Annotated in this window: 23 protein-coding genes, 4 tRNA genes and 1 riboswitch; of the genes, 10 read left to right on the top strand and 17 right to left on the bottom strand. The window is 39.0% G+C overall.

Annotated elements, in window-relative coordinates:
* Positions 1–4 precede the first annotated feature (4 nt).
* Positions 5–676 (bottom strand): AzlC family ABC transporter permease, encoded by a 672-nt coding sequence (locus tag PR761_RS06110; protein WP_006813315.1) that lies wholly within the window; start codon positions 674–676, stop codon positions 5–7.
* Between the two features lie 81 nt (positions 677–757).
* On the opposite strand from PR761_RS06110, the gene PR761_RS06105 reads away from it, so the two are divergent.
* On the top strand, positions 758–1,318 hold the full coding sequence (locus tag PR761_RS06105) for a helix-turn-helix domain-containing protein (RefSeq protein ID WP_039854194.1): 561 nt from the start codon (positions 758–760) through the stop codon (positions 1,316–1,318).
* 47 nt (positions 1,319–1,365) lie between these two features.
* Positions 1,366–1,542, top strand: coding sequence for a DUF2526 family protein (locus PR761_RS06100; RefSeq protein WP_006813317.1), 177 nt, complete (start codon positions 1,366–1,368; stop codon positions 1,540–1,542).
* A gap of 59 nt (positions 1,543–1,601) precedes the next feature.
* Here the strand turns inward: PR761_RS06100 and PR761_RS06095 are convergent, their stop codons facing one another.
* The 3 genes from PR761_RS06095 to crcB all read right to left on the bottom strand — a co-directional run bounded on the left by PR761_RS06095 (position 1,602) and on the right by crcB (position 5,091).
* A complete protein-coding gene (locus PR761_RS06095; protein ID WP_006813318.1) occupies positions 1,602–2,786 on the bottom strand; it encodes a M20 family metallopeptidase in 1,185 nt (394 codons plus the stop codon).
* Positions 2,787–2,883: 97 nt separating this feature from the next.
* Complete coding sequence (locus tag PR761_RS06090) at positions 2,884–4,101, bottom strand: hypothetical protein (RefSeq protein WP_006813319.1); 1,218 nt, start codon at positions 4,099–4,101, stop codon at positions 2,884–2,886.
* A 609-nt stretch (positions 4,102–4,710) separates the two neighbouring features.
* Entirely contained in the window at positions 4,711–5,091 is a 381-nt protein-coding gene (crcB, locus tag PR761_RS06085) for a fluoride efflux transporter CrcB (protein WP_006813320.1), read from the bottom strand.
* Between the two features lie 112 nt (positions 5,092–5,203).
* A riboswitch (Fluoride riboswitch) is annotated at positions 5,204–5,271 on the bottom strand.
* A gap of 135 nt (positions 5,272–5,406) precedes the next feature.
* Between crcB and fetA the strand changes: the two genes are divergently transcribed.
* The 4 genes from fetA to PR761_RS06065 all read left to right on the top strand — a co-directional run bounded on the left by fetA (position 5,407) and on the right by PR761_RS06065 (position 8,499).
* The gene (gene fetA / locus PR761_RS06080; RefSeq protein ID WP_006813321.1) at positions 5,407–6,060 is read left to right on the top strand and encodes an iron efflux ABC transporter ATP-binding subunit FetA; all 654 of its coding nucleotides are present in this window, start codon (positions 5,407–5,409) and stop codon (positions 6,058–6,060) included.
* A 9-nt stretch (positions 6,061–6,069) separates the two neighbouring features.
* Positions 6,070–6,846 carry an iron efflux ABC transporter permease subunit FetB gene (gene fetB / locus PR761_RS06075; protein ID WP_039854196.1) on the top strand — a complete coding sequence of 259 codons (777 nt, stop codon included), beginning with the start codon at positions 6,070–6,072 and terminating at the stop codon, positions 6,844–6,846.
* A gap of 90 nt (positions 6,847–6,936) precedes the next feature.
* Positions 6,937–7,665 (top strand): SDR family oxidoreductase, encoded by a 729-nt coding sequence (locus PR761_RS06070; RefSeq protein ID WP_112836598.1) that lies wholly within the window; start codon positions 6,937–6,939, stop codon positions 7,663–7,665.
* Positions 7,666–8,208: 543 nt separating this feature from the next.
* On the top strand, positions 8,209–8,499 hold the full coding sequence (locus PR761_RS06065) for a hypothetical protein (RefSeq protein WP_006813324.1): 291 nt from the start codon (positions 8,209–8,211) through the stop codon (positions 8,497–8,499).
* 59 nt (positions 8,500–8,558) lie between these two features.
* Here the strand turns inward: PR761_RS06065 and PR761_RS06060 are convergent, their stop codons facing one another.
* Positions 8,559–9,593, bottom strand: coding sequence for a LacI family DNA-binding transcriptional regulator (locus PR761_RS06060; protein ID WP_039854419.1), 1,035 nt, complete (start codon positions 9,591–9,593; stop codon positions 8,559–8,561).
* A 239-nt stretch (positions 9,594–9,832) separates the two neighbouring features.
* Here PR761_RS06060 and PR761_RS06055 point away from each other — a divergent pair, with 239 nt between their 5' ends.
* The 3 genes from PR761_RS06055 to PR761_RS06045 are packed head-to-tail and all read left to right on the top strand — an operon-like array spanning position 9,833 to position 11,860.
* Positions 9,833–10,279 (top strand): PTS sugar transporter subunit IIA, encoded by a 447-nt coding sequence (locus tag PR761_RS06055; RefSeq protein ID WP_006813326.1) that lies wholly within the window; start codon positions 9,833–9,835, stop codon positions 10,277–10,279.
* Between the two features lie 21 nt (positions 10,280–10,300).
* On the top strand, positions 10,301–10,588 hold the full coding sequence (locus PR761_RS06050) for a PTS sugar transporter subunit IIB (protein WP_006813327.1): 288 nt from the start codon (positions 10,301–10,303) through the stop codon (positions 10,586–10,588).
* A gap of 15 nt (positions 10,589–10,603) precedes the next feature.
* Entirely contained in the window at positions 10,604–11,860 is a 1,257-nt protein-coding gene (locus tag PR761_RS06045; RefSeq protein ID WP_006813328.1) for a PTS ascorbate transporter subunit IIC, read from the top strand.
* A 52-nt stretch (positions 11,861–11,912) separates the two neighbouring features.
* Here PR761_RS06045 and PR761_RS06040 read toward each other — a convergent pair whose 3' ends face one another.
* Positions 11,913–12,719, bottom strand: a complete 807-nt coding sequence (locus PR761_RS06040; RefSeq protein ID WP_006813329.1) for a bestrophin-like domain — start codon at positions 12,717–12,719, stop codon at positions 11,913–11,915.
* Between the two features lie 293 nt (positions 12,720–13,012).
* Between PR761_RS06040 and PR761_RS06035 the strand changes: the two genes are divergently transcribed.
* A complete protein-coding gene (locus PR761_RS06035) occupies positions 13,013–13,435 on the top strand; it encodes a hypothetical protein (RefSeq protein ID WP_039854200.1) in 423 nt (140 codons plus the stop codon).
* A gap of 53 nt (positions 13,436–13,488) precedes the next feature.
* On the opposite strand, the gene PR761_RS06030 is transcribed toward PR761_RS06035, so the two are convergent.
* From PR761_RS06030 to pepT, 11 genes are all read right to left on the bottom strand, one after another.
* Complete coding sequence (locus PR761_RS06030; RefSeq protein WP_006813331.1) at positions 13,489–14,691, bottom strand: nicotinamide mononucleotide deamidase-related protein YfaY; 1,203 nt, start codon at positions 14,689–14,691, stop codon at positions 13,489–13,491.
* Between the two features lie 141 nt (positions 14,692–14,832).
* Complete coding sequence (gene fabV / locus PR761_RS06025) at positions 14,833–16,032, bottom strand: enoyl-ACP reductase FabV (RefSeq protein ID WP_154611044.1); 1,200 nt, start codon at positions 16,030–16,032, stop codon at positions 14,833–14,835.
* A 99-nt stretch (positions 16,033–16,131) separates the two neighbouring features.
* Entirely contained in the window at positions 16,132–16,290 is a 159-nt protein-coding gene (locus tag PR761_RS06020; protein WP_006813333.1) for a hypothetical protein, read from the bottom strand.
* Between the two features lie 257 nt (positions 16,291–16,547).
* Positions 16,548–16,634: transfer RNA gene (locus PR761_RS06015), tRNA-Leu, on the bottom strand.
* A 107-nt stretch (positions 16,635–16,741) separates the two neighbouring features.
* Positions 16,742–16,828 (bottom strand) — tRNA-Leu (locus tag PR761_RS06010).
* A gap of 7 nt (positions 16,829–16,835) precedes the next feature.
* Positions 16,836–16,909, bottom strand: a tRNA-Cys gene (locus tag PR761_RS06005).
* Positions 16,910–16,933: 24 nt separating this feature from the next.
* Positions 16,934–17,009 (bottom strand) — tRNA-Gly (locus PR761_RS06000).
* A gap of 162 nt (positions 17,010–17,171) precedes the next feature.
* Positions 17,172–17,720, bottom strand: coding sequence for a CDP-diacylglycerol--glycerol-3-phosphate 3-phosphatidyltransferase (pgsA, locus tag PR761_RS05995; RefSeq protein ID WP_006813334.1), 549 nt, complete (start codon positions 17,718–17,720; stop codon positions 17,172–17,174).
* 56 nt (positions 17,721–17,776) lie between these two features.
* Positions 17,777–19,609: an excinuclease ABC subunit UvrC gene (gene uvrC / locus PR761_RS05990; protein ID WP_006813335.1), complete on the bottom strand. Its 1,833-nt coding sequence runs from the start codon at positions 19,607–19,609 to the stop codon at positions 17,777–17,779.
* Positions 19,576–20,262 carry a LuxR C-terminal-related transcriptional regulator gene (locus PR761_RS05985; protein WP_039854204.1) on the bottom strand — a complete coding sequence of 229 codons (687 nt, stop codon included), beginning with the start codon at positions 20,260–20,262 and terminating at the stop codon, positions 19,576–19,578. Before PR761_RS05985 ends, uvrC begins: the two co-directional genes overlap by 34 nt.
* Positions 20,263–20,465: 203 nt before the next feature.
* Positions 20,466–21,698, bottom strand: a complete 1,233-nt coding sequence (pepT, locus tag PR761_RS05980) for a peptidase T (protein WP_006813337.1) — start codon at positions 21,696–21,698, stop codon at positions 20,466–20,468.
* Between the last annotated feature and the right edge of the window lie 6 nt (positions 21,699–21,704).

Genomic DNA, 21,704 nt, shown 5'->3' with positions numbered 1-21,704 from the left:
ATTGTTATTTCCTGATGTAAATAACTAAGCTCAATAATGCCAATAACACCGGGATACCCGCTGGTAAATAAGGTGTCGCTGCCACGGCGATCACTGCTCCAATAATCGCGGTTAACCGTAAGCGTTTATCCTTTAATGCAGGAAGTGACAATGCCAGAATAATGGCTGGGAACATCGCATCCATGCCTAATCGATGAGTATCTTGAATAAAACTACCTAATACTTCACCAATAATCACACCAACAGGCCAACAAATCAGTATTCCCAACCCACATAACCAAAATGCCGCTTTTTTCTCGTTTTCATGCTCCTGAGCCAAGCCAAAAACCACACTTTCATCATTCATGATGTGGTAGCCAAGCAATGCGCGAGGACCTTTTCCTGTCAATTCACTCACTGCAAAGCTGAAAGGAATATGTCGAGAGTTCACTAATAAACCAGCTAATGCAGCAGAAATCGGGCTTCCTCCCGTAAAAATAACACCAATAAATAAAAACTCTGACGCCCCAGCCAATACAAGAATGGATAAAGTAAGTGGAACCCACCAGTCAAATCCTTGAGAGTGAGCTAAAGCGCCATAAGAAATACCGACAATTAAGTCTGCAATACACACCAGTGCAATGTTTTTCACTGTGCTATTATTGAGAATAGAAAATTGGAGCTTAGAAGTAAGCATATTTCAACCGTTCGATATAAAAAACATTCGTTCATTATGTCGGTGATTTATGTTCAGTGCAATCAAAACAGGATATTAAAATTGACCCTATTTACGCCGCCTATTGAATTAATATCAAAAGCATTGGCTGCCGAAAGACAAAAGAGTGGGCTTTCTATTTCTGAACTCTCACGTAAAGCGGGTATTGCCAAATCCACACTATCCCAATTAGAGTCTGGAAGTGGCAACCCAAGTATCGAAACCTTGTGGGCGCTGTGTGTCGCTTTAGATATTCCGTTTTCTCGATTAATTGAAGAAAAACGCGCCGCTGTCACCGTTATTCGTCATGGAGAAGGCACGCCGGTTAGCGCGGAGCACGCCAATTATCTGGCTTATTTATTATCATCTGCCCCAGCCAACTCCTTGCGTGACATCTACACCGTCGTCGCACAACCGGGTAGAGATCGTATTTCAGAACCCCATATGCACGATGTGACTGAGCATATTATTTTAATGTCTGGCCGAGCGCTAGTCGGTCCACTGGATAACCCCATTGAATTGAACGTTGGTGATTACATTCATTACCGTGGTGATGAACCCCATATCATGCGAGCTTTAGAGCCGAATACCATGGCCGTCATGGTGATTGATAAACAGAATTAACCACCATAATATTGATACGTTAACCCATTTTGAAATGGAGAAAACTCATGAGCCATTATGATGAAATCGCACAAAAAGTCAGTTTACTATTAGATGAAAACTCCGTTCACAACATGAACGAAATGCTGATGCAGCTTTCCCACGATGAGCAGCTCACCCAAGAACAACGCTTTAAATTACAGCAAAGTCTAAGAGAAGCTATTTTTGTGCATCATAACCAATAAACCGCAGCTAACTAATTTGCTACTGATACCTTACGTACCAGTAGCAAACTCCTTCTCACTTAGAATTTATCCTGTTGTAAATATGACCATGCATATTGCGCATATAACTCTGCCCCTGTCGCCATCGCATCTTCATCGATATTAAAACAGCCATGGTGATGAGCCCATTGCGTATCTTTTTCTGGATTACCCGACCCCAATAATGCAAAACATCCCGGTATATTTTCCATATAGAAACTAAAATCTTCACCGCCTGGTGTTGGCTTTTCGAACATTAATGTTTCTTCGCCAAATGCATCAGTGATCACCGATTGTGCCAGTAACGCGCTGTGCTCTTCATTTATAACGGGTAAGGTTCCATAAATATAATCCACTTCCACGGTCGCACCATACATAGCCGCAGTATGCGCGGCATAACGACGGATAGCGGCTTCAATGCGCGTACGCGTTTCGATATCAAAGCAACGAACCGTTCCATCTAATATCGCATTCTCAGCAATAACATTAAAACGGGTTCCCACATCCATTTTACCAATACTCACAACGGCTGAATCCAGTGACGACGTTTCACGGGAAACAATAGATTGCAAATTCATCACAAAAGATGAGGCAACCACTGCGGCATCAACTGTCGCTTCTGGCATAGAGCCATGACCGCCACGGCCCTTAAATTTCACCACCAATAGATCTGCGGAGGCGAAAGTTCCACCGACATTACACGAGACTTTACCTGATGGTGTCGTGGACCAGATATGCATTCCAAATACATTATCTACATTATCCACTGCACCTTGCTTCACCATCGCTTTTGCACCTTGTGCAATTTCTTCAGCGGGTTGAAATATCAATCGAACATTACCCGAAAGCTGATCACGAATTTCATACAATGCTTTAGATGCTGTCAACAACATGGCAGTATGAGCATCGTGGCCACAGGCATGCATTTTTCCATGTTGAGTAGATTTATACTCTAATGAATCGTTAAGCTCCTGCACCGGTAACGCATCAATATCTGCACGTAATGCAACGGTTTTTCCCGGCTTACCACCTTTAATTTCAGCAATAATGCCGGTCGGTTCAGTAAGTCGATATTCTATGCCAATTTTGGCTAACTCTTCTGCGATACGTTTAGTGGTTCTGACCTCTTCAAAAGGAAGCTCGGGATGAGCATGAAGGTCACGTCGAAATGCAATCATATCTTGAGTATGATGCTTAATTGCTGCTGTAACTGCTTTATTGACCATATTTTTACCTTTGTCCTTTCAATCGGTACTAATGTCCCATTAATCTATTATTTTTTATGTTATATCAATTTGTTATCGTAATATCTGTCGACAATAATTATGCGGGTACCAGATAAGCAACCATAATGCCTGCCAGTACCACCGACACCATTGTGACCGAAATAAAACCACCGACTAACATTGGACCTAACATATGGCTGGTCAGTATTTGACGTTCTTTTTCATCTTTGGTTAACGCATTTATTGCTTCGTTTGTGATGATATAGTCCGCAGGAAAGCCATACAGTGCTGTTAATGAAACCGCAAATGCCATCTCTTTGGAGACGCCTAAAATTTTGCCCATAATCCAAGAAGCAATAAACATCCCGACAACCGCCGCAATTATCAACACAACCATTGGATACACTAACCTCAACAACATATCTGGTGTCGCATGATTTAATGTATCGAAGATAAACAGCATTAACGCCATGATAGCGAAACCAAATCCGTTGGCTTTTTGCAAAGGTTGCCTCTCTAAAAAGCCCAATGACGATGCAATAACTCCGAATAATAAACATAAGACAAACGGGCTAATACTGACGTACGGCGCAGCTACAGAAGAAGCCAAATAGGCTAAATATCCGACAAATGCTAATCGTAAGAATTTGAAATAACTGGTATTATAGTGATTAGGTATTCGCTTAAACATTTTGGGCATAGCATCTTCAGAGGATAATGTTTTCACTTCAACATCGTCTGCCCCTTCAACGGCTAAAGACTCTTTCCATGACCCATTTCGATATTGTTCAAGTACTCGACGCCCTTCTCGTTTCAACATAATGGCTGTTAGCGGATACCCAGCGAAACCTTGCATTACATAAATTAAAATGGCAAAAACAGATAGATCCATTAAGCCAGCTTCCGCCGCACCTTTTGACATAATCAAGGATGAAACAATTCCTCCGACTAACGGTGGGATTGCTACCAACACAGTATTTAAATCAAAGAGCATCATCCCGATAGCATAAATAAAGACAATAATTCCTAGAATCCCGGATAAAGAAATTAAAATTGTTTTCCATTGCCGTAATAATTCTTTTAAAGATAATAATGTTCCCATATTGGTGATCAGTAAATACATCAGTGTTACCGCAACAACTTGAGGAATACCCGCAATACTGACAATATTCTTAGGAAAAAATGTCCAATATCCAAAAAGAAATAACACCGCACAAACAAACACTGATGGGATCCATGCTTTGGTTCTCACCGCAATAGCATCTCCGATATATAATATCGAGACGATCAGAAATAGAGCTAACATCTGCGACATAAGATTTTCCCCGCATTTATTATTCTTAGTAATTTATATTTTAGTTTTTTAAATCAAAAATATTGTATTGTTAGATGGATAATCTTCCGGAAAGGATGGAATATGACCAAATAATAGATAATTTTAGCGCGCGCTACATTTACGCAACAAATTCATCATATCATTGAAAATACTGTTGTATAGATAAGAGAAAGTCTTGAACGCTGAATGGAATGATGGAGAAACAGGCAATTAGATAGTGATAAATCATCTTAATCTTTAATAATTCCTTGTCATCATCTAATAATGACGCAGAAGCTTAATATAAAATAATACTTAGCTTAATTTCTATAATTATAAATTCTTGTGGTTCATAGAAATGAGTATCAAATTATATTCTTTCGACTAGGGATATATTTTTGAAAATTCCCAACACGGTAGCAATCTATTCCCTATAAAAACATTTTCATATCCATCTAGGTAAAATAATCTGCTTTATTGTTTAACATGGATAACTTTCCTGATAAGGCTCGTTGATTCTCTGATATTTTTCTATTTTCATAGTCCTAAAAATCAAAAACCACCCACTAATATAACTAAGTAGGTGGCAGTAGATATCTTATGAGCTCATCACCCTTGAGCCAAAAAGTTATGGCATAACATTCCCAATAATGTAAACAGCAATGCCCCAATAACATGAATAGCGATAGTACTAAATGCAACCATCAGCTTTCCCTCTTGTAGCATAACTAGCACTTCCAGTGAAAAAGTGGAAAACGTGGTAAATGCACCACAAAAACCGGTCACAATAAAGAGTTTATAAGCGGGATTGATATTGGCACTCGCAAAATAAGACACAGCAAAACCGATGATAAAACCACCGATGAGATTAACAAACACCGTACCAAATGGAATATGCGGATGTAGGTTATTCAGTTTTAAACCAATTATCCATCTTAACCAGCCCCCCAAGATGGAGCCTAGCGCAATAGAAAAGAGAGATGCATACATAGCTGCTTTCCTTACCAGTTAGGGGGAATAAATGCAAGGAAAGAGTCCTAACTAGACATTTATGCCCTAAAATTTGGGCACATAAAACCTACGCGCCCATTCTATTGAAAAGGTTTACGTAGGCATCATCAGTCCAATATGGACGGTTTGGGTAGGAGGAATGCCATCTCCCAAATAAATTTCTATTGAAATGATAATCCAACCCTTTTTTCCATGCAAACTCAATTTATATAAAATTACCATTGATAACCTTATGTCAATTTAGGCTAAATTAGCGCATAATAATCGTTATATTAGAATGGAGTTGACCCTGAAATGGATACAAAAAACGTACTTTTACAACTCAAAAATATTGGTTACCAGATTAACCAAAAAACTATTTTAGATAATGTGCAGATTGACCTATATCCTGGAGAATTTAAACTGATTACTGGGCCGTCTGGTTGTGGAAAAAGTACCTTATTAAAAATAGTTTCCTCACTTATCTCACCAACCCAAGGGGAGATTCTCTTTTTAGGGGAGAATATTAATAACATTCCTCCTGAAAAGTATCGCCAACAAGTCTCATACTGCACTCAAACGCCAACTTTGTTTGGATCCACAGTCTATGAAAATCTATTTTTTCCTTATCAAATTCGCAATTTGCCATTCAATAAGGAAAAAATTATCCAAGACTTGGCGTATCTATCATTACCTGAGTCGATTCTGGATAAAAGTATTAATGAGCTTTCTGGGGGGGAGAAACAGCGTATATCCCTAATTCGTAATCTACAGTTTTTACCTCAGATCTTGCTATTAGATGAAATAACCAGTGCTTTAGATGAACAAAATAAACTCAAAGTGAACCAACTTATTCATCAATTAGCAGTAGATAATAAAATTGGTGTGTTATGGGTAACCCATGACCAAGATGAAATTACCCACGCCGATGATATTATTTCCCTGCCCGTTCATCATAGTGAAGAATAGGAATTTAACGTGAATCATCCAACTATTTCTAATGAGTCACTCGCTTTTTCTATCATGCTAGTTTTAGTAGCGATTTTTATTAGTCATAAAGAAAAATTATCCTTAGAAAAAGACATCATCTGGAGTACTTGCCGTGCAATTGTTCAGTTATTAATTGCTGGCTATATCCTCAAATATATTTTCCATTTAGATAATAAAATTCTTACTGTCGCACTCGTTTTATTTATCTGTTTTAATGCTGCCTGGAATGCCAAGAAGAGAAGTAAATACCTCGATAAACTATTCCCGACGGCGCTAATTGCCATTACATCTGGAACATTTATTACTTTATGTGTGCTGATTGTCACTGAAGCCATTGCTTTTACCCCTATGCAAGTGATCCCAATTACTGGCATGATTGCAGGTAATGCGATGATTGCGGTAGGCTTATGTTTCAATAATTTAGGGCAACGATTTAATAGCCAGCAACAACAAATTCAAGAAATGCTGAGTTTGGGAGCAACACCTAAAGTTGCTTCCGCTGCAATTATTCGCGAAAGCATTCGTGCATCATTAATTCCCACCGTAGATTCAGCAAAAACAGTAGGAATAGTTAGTCTACCAGGGATGATGTCCGGATTAATATTTGCTGGAGTTGATCCATTAGAAGCCGTTAAATACCAAATAATGGTGACTTTCATGCTATTAGCTACCGCTAGCCTTTCAACTATTCTGGCCGGTTATCTGACCTATGTTAAATTTTATAACCAGCGTCATCAGTTACGCTTAGAAGCCTTAAATAAATAGTTCTCGCTACGGTTTGAAATATAAATTCAAACCGTATTTTTCTGCACTTGCTATGTAACTTTGTTATTTTATCATTTTGGAGTAAATACCATGGCTATCTTATTGGAAAATAAAGTTGCTGCAATTACCGGAGCCGCTTCTGGTATAGGGCTTGAGTGTGCTAGAACACTCATTAATGCAGGTGCGACGGTAGTTCTGATTGATCGTGATGAAAATAAATTAAACCACGCTGTTGCAGAACTGGGTCAGAATGCAATTTCTCTCGTTATTGATTTAATGGACCCCATTCAAGTTAATGGAATATTAGATGCTATCCTTGAGAAAACAGGTCGTTTAGATATTTTTCATGCTAACGCAGGCGCTCATATTGGTGGTGCCATTGCTGAAGGTGATCCCGATATTTGGGATAGGATATTAAATTTAAATATTAACGCAACCTTCCGTTGTATTCGAACAGTTCTACCTTATTTTATTGAACGAAAATCTGGCGATATTTTATTTACTAGTTCAATTGCTGGCGTAATTCCAATGGATTGGGAACCTATTTATAGCGCCTCTAAATTTGCTGTACAAACTTTTGTGCATGCCACTCGACGCCAAGTTGCTCAGCATGGTATACGTGTTGGTGCAATATTACCCGGTCCCGTTGTAACGGCTGCACTTGATAGTTGGTCAAAAGAAAAAATTGATGCAGAACTGGCCAGTGGAAATATTATGTTGCCTATTGAAGTTGCTGAAGCGGCGCTATTTATGCTAACACGCCCAAGATATATTACTATACGCGATCTGGTTATTTTACCTAATGCTATTGACCTTTAATAAAATATAATAGAATCCCACTCATGATTTATATATTTAAAATGGTGATAGAGATAATTGAAAATAAATTTAAATAAATAGATTTTATTTATTTAAATTTAAAGTATAGATATTAATTAAATAAAGACCCTTACTTGCTTAAATATAAAATTTCTATATTTAAACCAAAAAGTCACTTTCTTATCTAATATTTATATTATTTTTGATAAAGTGGCAAATAGCTCATAAAAATCAACAACTTAATGCATCTTGTTGATTTCATTAAAATTCCTTTAATTTCATCTATTTATGAACATGAATGACATTTTACAATATTTAATTTGGAAATTAAAAAACAAGGTTAATATTATTTATTTTATCTAAAAAGCATATTCTCTTATCTTGACGCTCAAGAATTATGATTATCCGTTAACATAATGATATACTAAGAATTATATTTATAGGGGTAATATAAAAACTAAAATATAAAATTATCCGACTATTTTTGACAAACTGTTTTTTTTAACTCATGTAATATTCAAAAAAACAAAAATAGGATCCAACATGACAAACATCCAACTGCTGCTGCTTGCAACTAATAATATCAAAAATAATACCGAATTAAGCCATTCTCAAGAGTCCTATGTATACCAGTATTACTATACTAATCTTGCAGAAAAACACCCTTCAGTTGAAGTTTTCATGAAGGAATTCATTAAGTTAACATCTACCGCTTTACATAGTGACCCAGAAGTAAAAATGTTAAGTTCGCAAATTTATTCCGCAATTGAATCCTACTTGGAAATAGCTCAAGCTCGCTATATTCAACGCCAAAAATTACTGAAAACAAGCTAGTATATCAAGCTAATATCGAAAATGGTCTTACGATAAGACCATTTTATTCTGAACTTAATTTAGCCACTTTGGCGAGCCTCGAATTTATATGGGAATACTATTTCTTCTTGAATATTCTCATAATTTTCTTCCGTTCCTTCCAGCCACCGCTGTAATCTTCTCGCAGTTTCTCGTGCCATTTTACTGTAATCAATACGAGCAGAAGTTAAAGATGGGTGTATGTGATCACAATTTTCTGACCCTTCTACACAGACCACCGCCAACATTTTAGGAATTTTAATTAATCTCCGCTGACATTCAAAAATGACGCCTAATGCAATCATCTCATGGCTACAAATCACCGCTTCCAATTCTGGTTGGCGAGTTAGCATTTCACTAATTGCTTGTCGACCAAAATCCATTGTCGCCACATAAGGTGTCGTAATACTCTGCTCAGCACTCAAATTGTGACTAAGCAATGCTTTATTCCAACCACTTAGTTGCTGACTTTGCATTTTGCTATCCATTTGCGCACCAATATAGCCGATACGCTGATAGCCTTTTTGCAGAAGATAGTTTGTCAGAAAATTAACCGCTTCACCGCAGTGACTTTTAATATTCAACGTAAACGGATAATTTGACTCCCCCGCAACATTAATCACTGGAATAGCAATATTCTTTAATGTACTCAGCACAGATTCAGAATTGATAGCACCAAAAATTACCAGTGCCGCAGGGCTACTTTGCAGTAACGTTGTCAGAACCTCTGATTCTTTTTTATGCTGGTAATCATGGCTGCCTATAACCACTTGGTAACTATTTTTATTCAATACTTCCTGCAGAGACTGCAAAAAAGCCGAACTTGCATTATCTCTTAATGAGGGAATTAATACAGCAATTGTTCTGCTTTGCCCTGAAGCAAGAATTCCAGCCGCTAAGTTAGGAATATAGCCGAGCTCCTCAACCGCCTCATTAATTTTTTCTCTGAGCTTATCTGAAACAAGTTCTGGGGTTCTTAAGGCTCTTGAAACCGTCATTGACCCGACGCCAGCATATTTTGCTACATCTTGTAATGTCACTCTTCCAGTATTTTTTCTTTTTCGGGTTTTCTGCATGAAGTTATCTGGTTTCATCTAAACTTATTAATCAACGCCTATAACTTACCACAGGTTTAATTTGTTAATTAACCCACAAACAGCCTAAAAAGGATTTAAAGTAGGATTATTAGTCAAAATGATAGCGCTATCACGAAAATGAACAATTCAGCTAGATAGCGCTACCATAGATCACTACTATTCATGCAACTAATAAAATATCTAATATAAATTGTTATTTTTTACCAGGAGCCAAGCCAATGCTAACAACATTACTCACCCCGAATGTGATTCAGGTGGTTGAAAGCGCCACCGACTGGCGTGACGCGATTAAAATCGCCTGTAACCCATTAATTAATAATAAATTCATCGAACCTCGCTATATTGATGCAATCATTCAATCTCATGAAAAAATTGGCCCTTACTATGTATTAGGTCCAGGAATTGCGATGCCTCATGCCCGCCCTGAAGATGGCGTCAACCAACTTTCTCTGGGCTTAACCGTACTCAAGCAAGGTGTAGAATTTGGTTCAGAGGGCAACGACCCTATTAAATTATTGATTGTTCTTGCCGCAACAGATAGTAATAGCCATATTGGTGCTATTGCAAAATTGGCTGAACTATTTGATAACCAAGAAGATATTGATAGCATCATGCAGTCAGAAAACGTAGATGACATCCTTCAAATCATCGCTAAATATAAATAATTCAGTAACAAGGTAAATATTATGAAAATCACTGTTGTTTGTGGAAATGGTTTAGGTACAAGTCTGATGATGGAAATGAGCATCAAGACAATTTTGAAAGATCTTCAAGTCACGGCTGATGTTGACCACGTTGACTTAGGTTCTGCTAAAGGCACTGTGAGTGATATTTTCGTTGGAACAACTGATATTGCGGAGCAATTAGTCGCTCAACAAGTTGGCGGTGAAATTGTTGCTTTAGCAAACATGATCGACAAAGTCGCGATGAAAGAGCGTCTGAGCGCTGCTTTACAAAAACTCGGCGCGCTGTAACCAACCGGAGGCTACATGGAATTCTTTCGTTTTCTGATGCAAGATGTCCTATCCGAACCGGCAGTTCTGGTCGGTCTGATAGCGCTAATTGGCTTAATTGCTCAAAAAAAACCTGTCACTGAATGCATCAAAGGCACCATCAAAACCATTATGGGTTTTGTGATTTTAGGTGCAGGTGCTGGTTTAGTCGTCAGCTCGTTAGGTGATTTTTCGGCGATTTTCCAACACGCGTTTGGTATCAACGGTGTCGTACCAAATAACGAAGCTATTGTGTCTATTGCACAAAAAAGCTTTGGTCGTGAAATGGCGATGATTATGTTTTTTGCGATGTTAATCAATATCTTGATTGCACGCTTAACACCATGGAAATTCATCTTCTTAACAGGTCACCATACTTTATTTATGTCGATGATGATTGCAGTGATCTTATCGACAGCTGGTATGGAAGGAACCATGTTAGTGGCAGTCGGTTCACTGATCGTCGGCTTCTGTATGGTATTTTTCCCTGCCATTGCACATCCATACATGAAGAAAGTGACTGGCTCCGATGACGTGGCAATTGGCCACTTCTCTACTATTTCCTATGTTTTAGCAGGTTTTATCGGTAGTAAATTTGGTAATAAAGAACATTCAACAGAAGATATGAATGTACCAAAAAGCTTGTTATTCCTGCGTGATACACCCGTCGCTATTTCTTTCACTATGTTCATTATTTTCATCATTACCTGCTTATTTGCAGGGGGTGATTATGTTCGTGAAGTCAGTGGTGGCAAAAACTGGTTTATGTTCTCCTTGATGCAATCCATTACCTTCGCTGCGGGTGTCTATATTATCCTGCAAGGTGTACGTATGGTTATTGCTGAGATCGTACCTGCATTTAAAGGTATTTCAGACAAATTAGTCCCTAATGCGAAACCCGCATTAGACTGCCCAGTAGTTTTCCCTTATGCACCAAATGCAGTTTTAGTTGGCTTCTTAAGCAGCTTTGCCGCAGGTGTATTAGGTATGTTCATTCTGTATGCATTAAATATGACCGTGATTATTCCAGGCGTTGTTCCACACTTTTTCGTGGGTGCTGCTGCGGGGGTATTCGGTAATGCGACAGGTGGACGTCGAGGCGCAATCTTAGGTGCATTTGCTCAAGGTTTGTTAATCACATTCTTACCGGTATTCTTACTGCCAGTCCTTGGGGACATCGGTATCGCAAATACCACCTTTAGTGATGCAGACTTTGGCGCTATCGGAATTTTATTAGGGATTATCGTTCGCTAATCTCTCAACCCTCTGAGCTAATCACTCGGAGGGTTTTCTTTTTCGCACTAATTTACTTTCCCAGCCAAGCACCATCCTTAAATAAGAAGTCTTGTAGTAACAGTAAATCATCAGGCGTGACATGAATGACCCCTTCTCCTGGTATATCGATCTCCGCAATCATAAATAATGCCAATGTCGTTAATGACGGTAAGATAACAATTAACCAGTTTTTTCCTTTCGTCCCACGAATATTGTAACCAATTAAGATATTCGAACAGATAGCAAAGAATATCAGTAAGAACCACGCCGCATTTGGAATTTGATGCCGCCAACTTGCCATCGTTTTTTGCTGAGAAACATATAGATCACCAAATGCCGTCAGCACTGAGGACACAACAGGATTCGGTGACTCCTGCGCTTGCTTTACGCCGATTTCCCATAATTGCCCTTGCTTAGCCAATGATGCCATACGCCATTGATTATTTTCATCACTCACTCCAGATCTAAAAAATTCAATACGCGCATCCAGATATTGCTGGATCAAAAGTGAAGCATCCGCTCGCTCATCACCACTGAGTAATTGCGCCCTTTGGTATGCATTACCGATAGCAATCGCTTCATTTTCTTCTGTTTGTTGGCGGTTGTTATATCCATTAATGGAGATCGATAATACAAATCCGATTAGCAAGCCAAGAAGAGAGAGTATGGCACCTAGAATGATTTTTGCTTCGTCATCCGCAATTTCTTCATGAGTGCTACGCCGTTTAAAAATATATTTACCAATATAAGCAGACGTAATTAGAAGAACAAAAGTAATTATAAACAATAAGATAGAGTCAATCGGAGAATCATTAAATAATTCAGAGAGATTAAACATAGATTAGCCTAATAAATTCATTTGCAGATATATAGCACATCCAAAGTGATAATATCTACGGGCTTTCATGTTTTACACACATTAAAGTTTTTGAATCTCACAAATATTTTCCTGCGGGAAACATTATTTGACATCTTAATTCGACTATTTGCTGATTATCTTAGTTACAGTTTGGTTTTTTCCTGCTAAATTATTTATAGATATATTTTAAATTCATTGATTTATTAATAGGTTACTTCTCTAAAATCGATAATTAGCCTTTAACTATCATATTTATCATGTTGAGGGATAAAATGAAAAAATACTTATTGGGTATTAGTATTAGCATCAATATGATTCTCTTAGCTGCACTCATTATAGCTTTAGTTATGTTTTTTGATTTAAAAGCTAAAATTGATACTGTCGTTCAGCAAGTACAAGATGGTGATTACGTTACGCTAGCAACTGAAAATTTAATTCCAGAATCCCTGCAAAATCTATCGAAAATTGATATCTCTGAAAAACCTTGTGATTATTTCTATCAGAATGTTGAGGTCTTTATTGAATATCTTAAAGATAATCCAGATATCGCTGGAGCCGAGATTTATGCAAATCAAATTGATACGTTAAAACGAAAAATAGAAAAAACACCTTCGGTATTTCAAAATACAGCCTGTGAAAAAGGTATTTCAGCACTAAATTTTATGATTGATACAATTTCACCCACCGAAAAATAATCATATATTCAATCACTCATCCCCCAATAAATAGGGGGATCTGTAAATTATTTTCATGACTCAATTAAAATATCAATTTGTACCAACCACTCATATTCACCAATAACAGAGCGCCCATCCAACCAACGCGATAACATATCCAGCATCAACATAACGCTAACTTGCTGTTTTTCTAACTGTGTATGATACCGAGGTAGATAGCTCACTTTTTGAGCATAGCAACTATCTGGTGTATATAACGCCATGGCTAAATGGCCATCTTGATATGTTCCCAGAGCTAAACCGATGGTACAACCTTGCTGTTTCGCAATCTTCGTTGCACTCTGTATTAGGCTGGCTAGATTCTGTTCTTCTGCCGTTTTCTCGATATAGCCATTGACTACTGGAGCATTCGCCGCATCTAATGTCCAATATAGTAAACCCGCACTAAACTGCTCACTCACTGCAACACGATGGTGTTTTTGCTCCAATTTTTTACGTACTAAAGATCCAATTCCTTCCGTACCTTCAAAGACAAGATTATCACCAACTCCCATCTTAATTTTCTGCCATATCTCAGCCATTTCATGGCATTGTTTAGCAGGCCCAGTCAGTTTCAATTCAATAATTGGCATTGACGATCGATAACCTAAAATGCACCCATTTGGTAACGGTAAATCATCAAATTGTGCCGCAAGACTACTTTCACTTCGTCCAAAGCTGGTTAAGCGCATACAAATTGGCGGTTCAGGAAGCGACATTTTTTGACGTAAACGTGGAATAATTTGCTCGTTGACCATCACTTTAAATTCAGATGGGACACCTGGTGTAAAAAAGAACCAGCAATCATTGATATACAAAGCAAAGCCACACGCTGTACCGACTGGATTATCAATTAATTCTGCATTCGCAGGTAACATCGCCTGTTTACGATTTGTTGCAGGCATTTCACGGCCTCTAGCCACAAAATAGCTTTCCATTACCGCTATCCATTCTGGATGCTCAACCAGAGGGACTTTCGCTGCGATTGCGGCCGCCATTGCACTCAAATCATCACTTGTTGGACCTAACCCACCATTAACGATAACCACATCTGCATGCTGACTACGTTCTAGAAATGTTGTGACTAAACTGTCTAAATTATCTCCCACCGTCGTTCGACTGTGGAGTGGTAATCCTTGCTGAAAAAAACAATCCGCAAGCCACGCTGAATTGGTATCGATAATTTGCCCATGCAGTACTTCATCACCTGTACTTAACATTTCCACGATCAACATTTCAATGATCCTCTCTGTATTAATAACAGCCAAGAATAAGTTAGTTAATTAAGACTCTAAATAACAATAAAACAAAACCCCGAGAACCAGTTTTGCTAGTGCTCGGGGTTAATAATAGAGGAACTTAACTCTACTTATCTATTAGACTAATTCGATGACTTCAAAATTAGCTTCGCCGCTTAAGTCAGCTTCGTAATCAACACCGTCTAAGCCAAAGCCGAATAAACGCAGAAATTCTGCTTTATAGCCTTGGTAATCAGTTAAGTCATTGATGTTGTCATCAGTCAGTTGCTTCCAGATTTCACGGCAAGTTTCTTGCACGTCATCACGCAATTCCCAATCATCTAACCGCAGACGATTTTTTTCATCTGTTTCTGGCGTTTCACCATTAAATAACTTGGTTGCGAATAAACGCTGGATTTGCTCGATACAACCTTCGTGAATGCCTTTCTCTTTCATAATTTTGAATACAATAGAGATATACAAAGGCATAACCGGAATAGCTGAAGATGCTTGCGTAACCACAGATTTCAGTACAGCGACATGTGCCGAGCCGCCTTTTTCTGCCATTTTTTCATTGATGGCATGAGCTGCACGGTCTAAATCTTCCTTCGCTTTACCTAATGTACCATGCCAATAGATCGGCCATGTTAAATCAGTACCAATATAGGAATAAGCAACCGCTTGTGCATTATCTGCTAGAACACCCGCATCCGCTAAAGCGTTCATCCACAGTTCCCAATCTTGTCCACCCATAACTTTAATGGTGTCTTCGATTTCCTGTTCATTTGCAGGCTCAACAACAGCTTCGATCAGAATATCTTTGTTAGTATCCAGAGCAACTGATTTGTATGGTTCACCAATAGGTTTCAGTGCTGAACGAACAATTTCACCAGTTTCAGGCATTTTACGCACTGGGGATGCCAGTGAATAAACCACTAAATCGATTTGACCTAAGTCTTTTTTAATCAGATCAATAACGGTTTCTCGGCATTCATTAGAGAATGCATCACCGTTAATACTTTTTGCATACAGACCCGCTTCTTTCGCTGCTTTGTCGAAACCGGCTGCATTATACCAGCCTGCAGAACCTGTTTTGCTCTCACTACCCGGTTTCTCAAAGAAAACGCCGATAGTCGCAGCACCGCTGCCAAAAGCAGCATTAATGCGCGAAGCCAAGCCATAACCAGTGGAGGCACCAATTACCAGAACCTTTTTCGGTCCATTTTTCAGTTCACCACGAGATTTAACATAGGCCATTTGCTCACGAACATGGGCTTCACAGCCGGCAGGATGAGCTGTAGTGCAGATAAAACCACGAATTTTAGGTTTGATAATCATAGTCATTTTTTCTTGGTAGCTAACAATCGACAACTAATATACCTGATATTCGCCACATACTTAAGATGCAGTGGCAATAAACATAGTGAACAGACCAGTTTATTTCGGTTTTTGAGTATTTTCTTGCTGCTTCACTTGAGAAAAAGCGAGTTCTTTCAGCCAATCTGCAAGTAGTGGCTTGGTTTTAATTGCATCTAATAGGGCTCGCTCTTGTTTAGTTAGACGAACCACGACAATTTCAGTTTTCATATTAGACATACCTTTCTCCTTTTTCTAAAAAAAAGATACTGGCATAAAATAAAGTCGGATGGGTCTGACTTACGTGATTTTACCTATAAAAAAGGTAAATTTAGAAAATAAGGGGAAAAATGACAAAACCGCCAATAAACGTAGATTTACTTGATAATAGCTACCTTTGGCTTATTTTTGATGTAAAAAAGCCACCCATTGGGTGGCTCTTTCTTTTACTTGCTTAGCGAATTTTTAATTTATTCAAAAAATCGTTAAGTTTTATATGGTGCCCAGGGCGGGACTTGAACCCGCACAGCCTTACAGCCGAGGGATTTTAAATCCCTTGTGTCTACCGATTTCACCACCTGGGCCAAATTTTTAATACTGCTATTTACTACTTACTAGTAAGAAAAACGATGTTTATCAACTAGCTTAAGACTTAAAGCAAAATGGACCAATTTGGTCCATTCGCTGAATATGGTGCCCAGGGCGGGACTTGAACCCGCACAGCCTTACAGCCGAGGGATTTTAAATCCCTTGTGTCTACCGATTTCACCACCTGGGCCTAAATTTGGAGGCGCGTCCCGGAGTCGAACCGAGCTACACGGATTTGCAATCCGGTGCATAACCGCTTTGCTAACGCGCCTTACACCCTAATCTTTTTCAAGATTGGAGCGGGAAACGAGACTCGAACTCGCGACCCCGACCTTGGCAAGGTCGTGCTCTACCAACTGAGCTATTCCCGCTAAGCTTAACTTTTCAGTTTTGCTTTCAAACTGGCTGATTTACTTATTTATTTTCGTAAACCGTGTTGCCGTTCGATGCGATGCATTCTACTGATTTCAAATATCGAGTCAATACAATTATTGAAAAAATTGGATCGTTCGCTGTTTTTTCAATCATTTCGATCACGCTTCGCTCAAATCGCCCCACGCCGCTTTTAAATATTGATACATAGACCAGAAAGTCAGAATTGCAGCGATATATAAAAGTGCAATCGACAAGTTCTCGATAAGCGGTGTTGGACGCCATAATAAGCCCACCAGCGACATCATTTGAGCCGTAGTTTTGAACTTACCGATCCAAGAAACTGCCACACTACTGCGCTTACCAATTTCTGCCATCCACTCTCTCAGGGACGATATGATAATTTCACGAGCAATCATAGTTGCAGCCGGCAAAGTCACATACCAAACATCAAAACTTTCCGTCACTAAAACTAGTGCTGTAGCCACCATCACTTTGTCAGCGACAGGATCAAGAAATGCGCCAAACTTAGTCGTCTGCTTCCATAAACGCGCTAAAAACCCATCAAACCAATCTGTTACTGCGGCGACAACAAAAATCAACGCACAAACAAAAGGCCCCCAACTGACAGGAAGATAAAACGCTATTACAAAAAACGGTATCAGGATGACACGAAATAGAGTCAACCACGTTGGTATATTTAATTTCATCGCGCTCACTAACGTTTAGTCCAAGACGGATACCTTAGTATGTTGCACTAAGATACCTACTGTTTCAATGCATTATAAATCTTTTCTGCCAGCGCGTATGAGATCGAGGGCACTTTTGCGATTTCTTCTATGCTCGCATTACGTAAAGGTTGTAAGCCCCCCATATACTTTAAAAGCATCTGGCGACGTTTTGGTCCGACGCCTTCGATAGACTCCAATGCGCTGGTATTTTTCACTTTAGCTCGACGCTGACGATGCCCTGTAATCGCATGATTGTGTGATTCATCACGAATATGTTGAATCACATGTAAGGCAGGAGAGTCCGGTGGTAGAGCAAAGCCTTCACCTTCAGGTTTTAAAAACAGGGTTTCTAAACCCGCTTTACGATCGCTTCCCTTTGCCACTCCAATTAGCAATGGATGATTTTTATCCCAATCAACATCGAGAGAATCAAAGACATCTTTGGCTTGCCCAAGCTGCCCTTTTCCTCCATCAATAAAAATGATGTCTGGAATTTTGCTTTCATCAATATGCTTGCCATAACGGCGAGTTAATACCTGATGCATTGCAGCATAATCATCGCCGGGAGTGATCCCAGTAATATTGTAACGACGATATTCCGATTTTACTGGGCCAGTTTTATCAAAAACAACACAGGAGGCCACCGTTTGCTCCCCCATAGTGTGGGAAATATCAAAACATTCCATACGCGAAATATTTTCGATATTCACCACTTTAGATAGCGCCGCCATGCGCTGCTGAATAGTAGATTGCTGAGCTAATTTAGTAGACAACGCTATCGACGCATTAGTTCGAGCTAATTTTAAGTAACGAGCGCGGGTGCCTCTAGGCTGGCTTTGAATATTGATTTTACGCCCTGCTAATTCAGACAGTGAATCCGCCAGCAAAACTTTTTCAGTTAATGGAAAATCAATCAGAATCTCACCCGGTAACGTACGATTTTCGCTACCTTGCAAATAAAATTGCCCTAAGAAGGTTTGTACGACTTCATCCAATAGCGTACCCGATGGAATTTTTGGATAATAACTACGACTTCCCAGTACTTTACCTTGACGAATAAAGAGGACGTGGACACAGGCTAAACCCGATTCAAATGCCACACCAATGACATCAAGGTCATCATGATCCCCTGAAACGTATTGCTCTTCAGTAACTGCTCGCACCGCTTGAATTTGGTCACGAAAACGAGCCGCATCTTCAAAACGCAATTCTTGGCTGGCTTTCTCCATGCGATCCACCAGCCCGGTTAATACCTGCTTATCCTTCCCGGTCAAGAAAAGACGCACGTAATTAACCTGCTGATCATACTCTTCATCAGTCACTAATCCTTGAACACAAGGCCCTAAGCAACGTCCAATTTGGTACTGTAAGCAAGGTCTCGAACGATTTTTATAAACGCTATCTTCGCATTGGCGGATAGGAAACAATTTTTGCATCAATGCTAATGTTTCCCTGACCGCATATGAGCTTGGAAACGGACCAAAGTATTCCCCTTTCGCATGTTTTGCACCACGATGGAGTGAAATTCTTGGATGTGTTTCTTTACTAAGGAAAATATAAGGATAGGATTTATCATCTCGCAACAATACGTTATAGCGTGGTTGATAAAGCTTAATGTAATTATGTTCCAGCAACAAAGCTTCAGTTTCAGTGTGCGTTACAGTCACATCAATGGAAGCGATATGTTTGACGAGTTGCTCTGTTTTGCGGCTACTGACATTTTCACGGAAATAACTCGAAAGCCTTTTTTTAAGGTCTTTTGCTTTTCCTACATAGATAACCGTTCCCCCAGCGTCATACATACGATAGACGCCAGGTTGGTTGGTTACTGTTTTTAAGAAAGCTTTTGGATCAAACTGTTCTGCCACCCGGATAAACCCTGTTTTGCTGTGATTAAATCATAGCTAATTGCTATATGTGTTAATTCTACATCACTACAGATATTAAGTTTACCAAACATTCGATAACGGTAGGTATTTACTGTTTTTGGGCTTAATGACAAACGGTCAGCAACCTGCTTAACGGGTACGCCCTTCGTGATCATCAGCATAATTTCTAATTCCCTTGCTGAGAGTAGCTCATGAATATCAAGTTGGTTTCTCTGATTAACACGTTGCAAAGCAATATGTTGAGCGATATCAGGGGAAATAATCTTCTGTCGTGCGTTTACAATCTGAATGGATTCAATCAACTCATCTTCGTTGATATTTGCGCTTAAAATACCAAAGATACCAATATCTAAGGCCCTTAAAACAAAAGAGTAATTATTTCGGATGTTATAAATAATAATGCCGACATCTGGCTGAGTGCGTCTAATCGTCGCGAGTGTTTTTAATGAACCAAAATGGCAATGCTCACTACTGATTAAAATAATATTCGCCCTATTCTGACGATTCCAAGTGATAACTTGATCAAGATTCGGAAATGACATAACAACTTTATAGCGGGAGTGTCGGGCTAAGATTGCTTCAATACCTCGAATCGAAATATTACTATCATCAATAATTATTATATTAATCAAACATATCTCCTATTATTTACCCACAATAATCGGAAGAATCATAAATGAAAATATCAATAAGTTATATCTTCTTTTAAAATTAAAATAACAACTTATTCCTCCAGTTATGATTCAAATTTAATTATTAATCGCTAGAATAATTCAATAAATAAAAAAATAGCCGCTCTTCAGCGGCTACGACACAGTACATCACTAAAATACGGTTATTTTTGTCCGACTAATCGGCAAATAGTTTCAGTAACTAAATAACTTTTCTCAAATGATGTCATCGGTAAAAATTCAAAACGGGAATGGAAATTATGTGCACCCGTAAAATAATTTGGTGTCACGATCCCACGAGCAGACAGTGCCGAACCGTCGGTACCCCCACGCATTGGAATAATATTTGGCTCAATGTTATGAATTTTTAGCGCTTCTAGAATAATATCTACCGCCGTACGATCTTCACCAATAGAGTCGCTAATATTGCTATAGACATCATCAACTTTGAACTCGATTTTTGCTCGCGGATGGCGTGTTCTAATCAGTTCAATACTCTCAGCAATAAAACGTTTACGAGCTTCAAAACTTGGGCGGTCAAAATCACGGATCGCCATTTTGATTTTTGCTTCATTTGGGTTTGCTGCCAAGTCTGTGATGTAGAAATAACCTTCACGATGTTCAGTGTGTTCTGGTGTATCAAAGCGGTCGAAACAACCAATAAAATCATGAGCAACACGGATTGGATTCAATAATACATTTTTCGCCGACATTGGGTGCGCAGTGATCCCTTTAATTTCCACCTCAATAGAAGCGGCGTTAAAGGTTTCAAATACTACTTCACCTAATGCACAACAGTCGATCGTATAGGCAAAATCCACTTTAAAGCGCGATAGATCCATGATTTTCGAACCACGAAGACCGATTTCTTCATCTGGTACAAATGCCACATAGATATCACCACAATCAAAATCTGCATTTTGTAGCTTGTTCATCAGCTCCATGACCACAGTGATTGCCGCTTTGTCATCAGCACCAAGAACACTGGTCCCATCACTGAAAATGATATTTTCACCGATATAAGCCGTCGCTTCTGGGTGCTCTGCCGTTTTAAACCACACATCTTCCTGAGTATTCAGGCACAGATCTTTACCTTCATACTTCAATGTTTGTGGTTTAATCACCGGAGATAAACCTACATCCACCGTATCTAAGTGAGCCACAAAACCGATTTTCGGTGCTTTCGGTTTATTTCCGGGACGCATAGCATACAAAATGGCATGCTCATCTACATATACATCTTTCAAGCCATAGCTTTCTAACTCTTTAGCAAGTAAATGTGCCAACTCACGCTGCCCTTCTGTACTTGGTACAACCGAGCTTGATGCATTACTTTGACTTTCAATCGCCACATAGCGATAAAAACGTTCTTCTAGCTGTTTACCTAATTCGTTCATTTCACA

This window comes from Providencia sp. PROV210 (assembly GCF_028479445.1).
Lineage (GTDB): Bacteria > Pseudomonadota > Gammaproteobacteria > Enterobacterales > Enterobacteriaceae > Providencia > Providencia rustigianii.
Note: the sequence above shows the minus strand (reverse complement) of the source record. Positions and strands in the feature narration are given on the sequence as shown.

What these genes read in the sequence shown, in the direction of transcription:
- PR761_RS06070 (WP_112836598.1), top strand. Translation starts at nt 6,937, where the DNA reads ATGGCTATCTTATTGGAAAATAAAGTTGCTGCAATTACCGGAGCCGCT.
- PR761_RS06045 (WP_006813328.1), top strand. Translation starts at nt 10,604, where the DNA reads ATGGAATTCTTTCGTTTTCTGATGCAAGATGTCCTATCCGAACCGGCA.
- PR761_RS06030 (WP_006813331.1), bottom strand. Translation starts at nt 14,691, where the DNA reads ATGTTGATCGTGGAAATGTTAAGTACAGGTGATGAAGTACTGCATGGG.
- PR761_RS06090 (WP_006813319.1), bottom strand. Translation starts at nt 4,101, where the DNA reads ATGTCGCAGATGTTAGCTCTATTTCTGATCGTCTCGATATTATATATC.
- PR761_RS06035 (WP_039854200.1), top strand. Translation starts at nt 13,013, where the DNA reads ATGAAAAAATACTTATTGGGTATTAGTATTAGCATCAATATGATTCTC.
- fetA (WP_006813321.1), top strand. Translation starts at nt 5,407, where the DNA reads ATGGATACAAAAAACGTACTTTTACAACTCAAAAATATTGGTTACCAG.
- PR761_RS06055 (WP_006813326.1), top strand. Translation starts at nt 9,833, where the DNA reads ATGCTAACAACATTACTCACCCCGAATGTGATTCAGGTGGTTGAAAGC.
- PR761_RS06110 (WP_006813315.1), bottom strand. Translation starts at nt 676, where the DNA reads ATGCTTACTTCTAAGCTCCAATTTTCTATTCTCAATAATAGCACAGTG.
- pgsA (WP_006813334.1), bottom strand. Translation starts at nt 17,720, where the DNA reads ATGAAATTAAATATACCAACGTGGTTGACTCTATTTCGTGTCATCCTG.
- PR761_RS06050 (WP_006813327.1), top strand. Translation starts at nt 10,301, where the DNA reads ATGAAAATCACTGTTGTTTGTGGAAATGGTTTAGGTACAAGTCTGATG.
- PR761_RS06040 (WP_006813329.1), bottom strand. Translation starts at nt 12,719, where the DNA reads ATGTTTAATCTCTCTGAATTATTTAATGATTCTCCGATTGACTCTATC.
- PR761_RS06020 (WP_006813333.1), bottom strand. Translation starts at nt 16,290, where the DNA reads ATGTCTAATATGAAAACTGAAATTGTCGTGGTTCGTCTAACTAAACAA.
- PR761_RS06060 (WP_039854419.1), bottom strand. Translation starts at nt 9,593, where the DNA reads ATGCAGAAAACCCGAAAAAGAAAAAATACTGGAAGAGTGACATTACAA.
- fabV (WP_154611044.1), bottom strand. Translation starts at nt 16,032, where the DNA reads ATGATTATCAAACCTAAAATTCGTGGTTTTATCTGCACTACAGCTCAT.
- PR761_RS06065 (WP_006813324.1), top strand. Translation starts at nt 8,209, where the DNA reads ATGACAAACATCCAACTGCTGCTGCTTGCAACTAATAATATCAAAAAT.
- PR761_RS06095 (WP_006813318.1), bottom strand. Translation starts at nt 2,786, where the DNA reads ATGGTCAATAAAGCAGTTACAGCAGCAATTAAGCATCATACTCAAGAT.
- pepT (WP_006813337.1), bottom strand. Translation starts at nt 21,698, where the DNA reads ATGAACGAATTAGGTAAACAGCTAGAAGAACGTTTTTATCGCTATGTG.
- crcB (WP_006813320.1), bottom strand. Translation starts at nt 5,091, where the DNA reads ATGTATGCATCTCTCTTTTCTATTGCGCTAGGCTCCATCTTGGGGGGC.
- PR761_RS06100 (WP_006813317.1), top strand. Translation starts at nt 1,366, where the DNA reads ATGAGCCATTATGATGAAATCGCACAAAAAGTCAGTTTACTATTAGAT.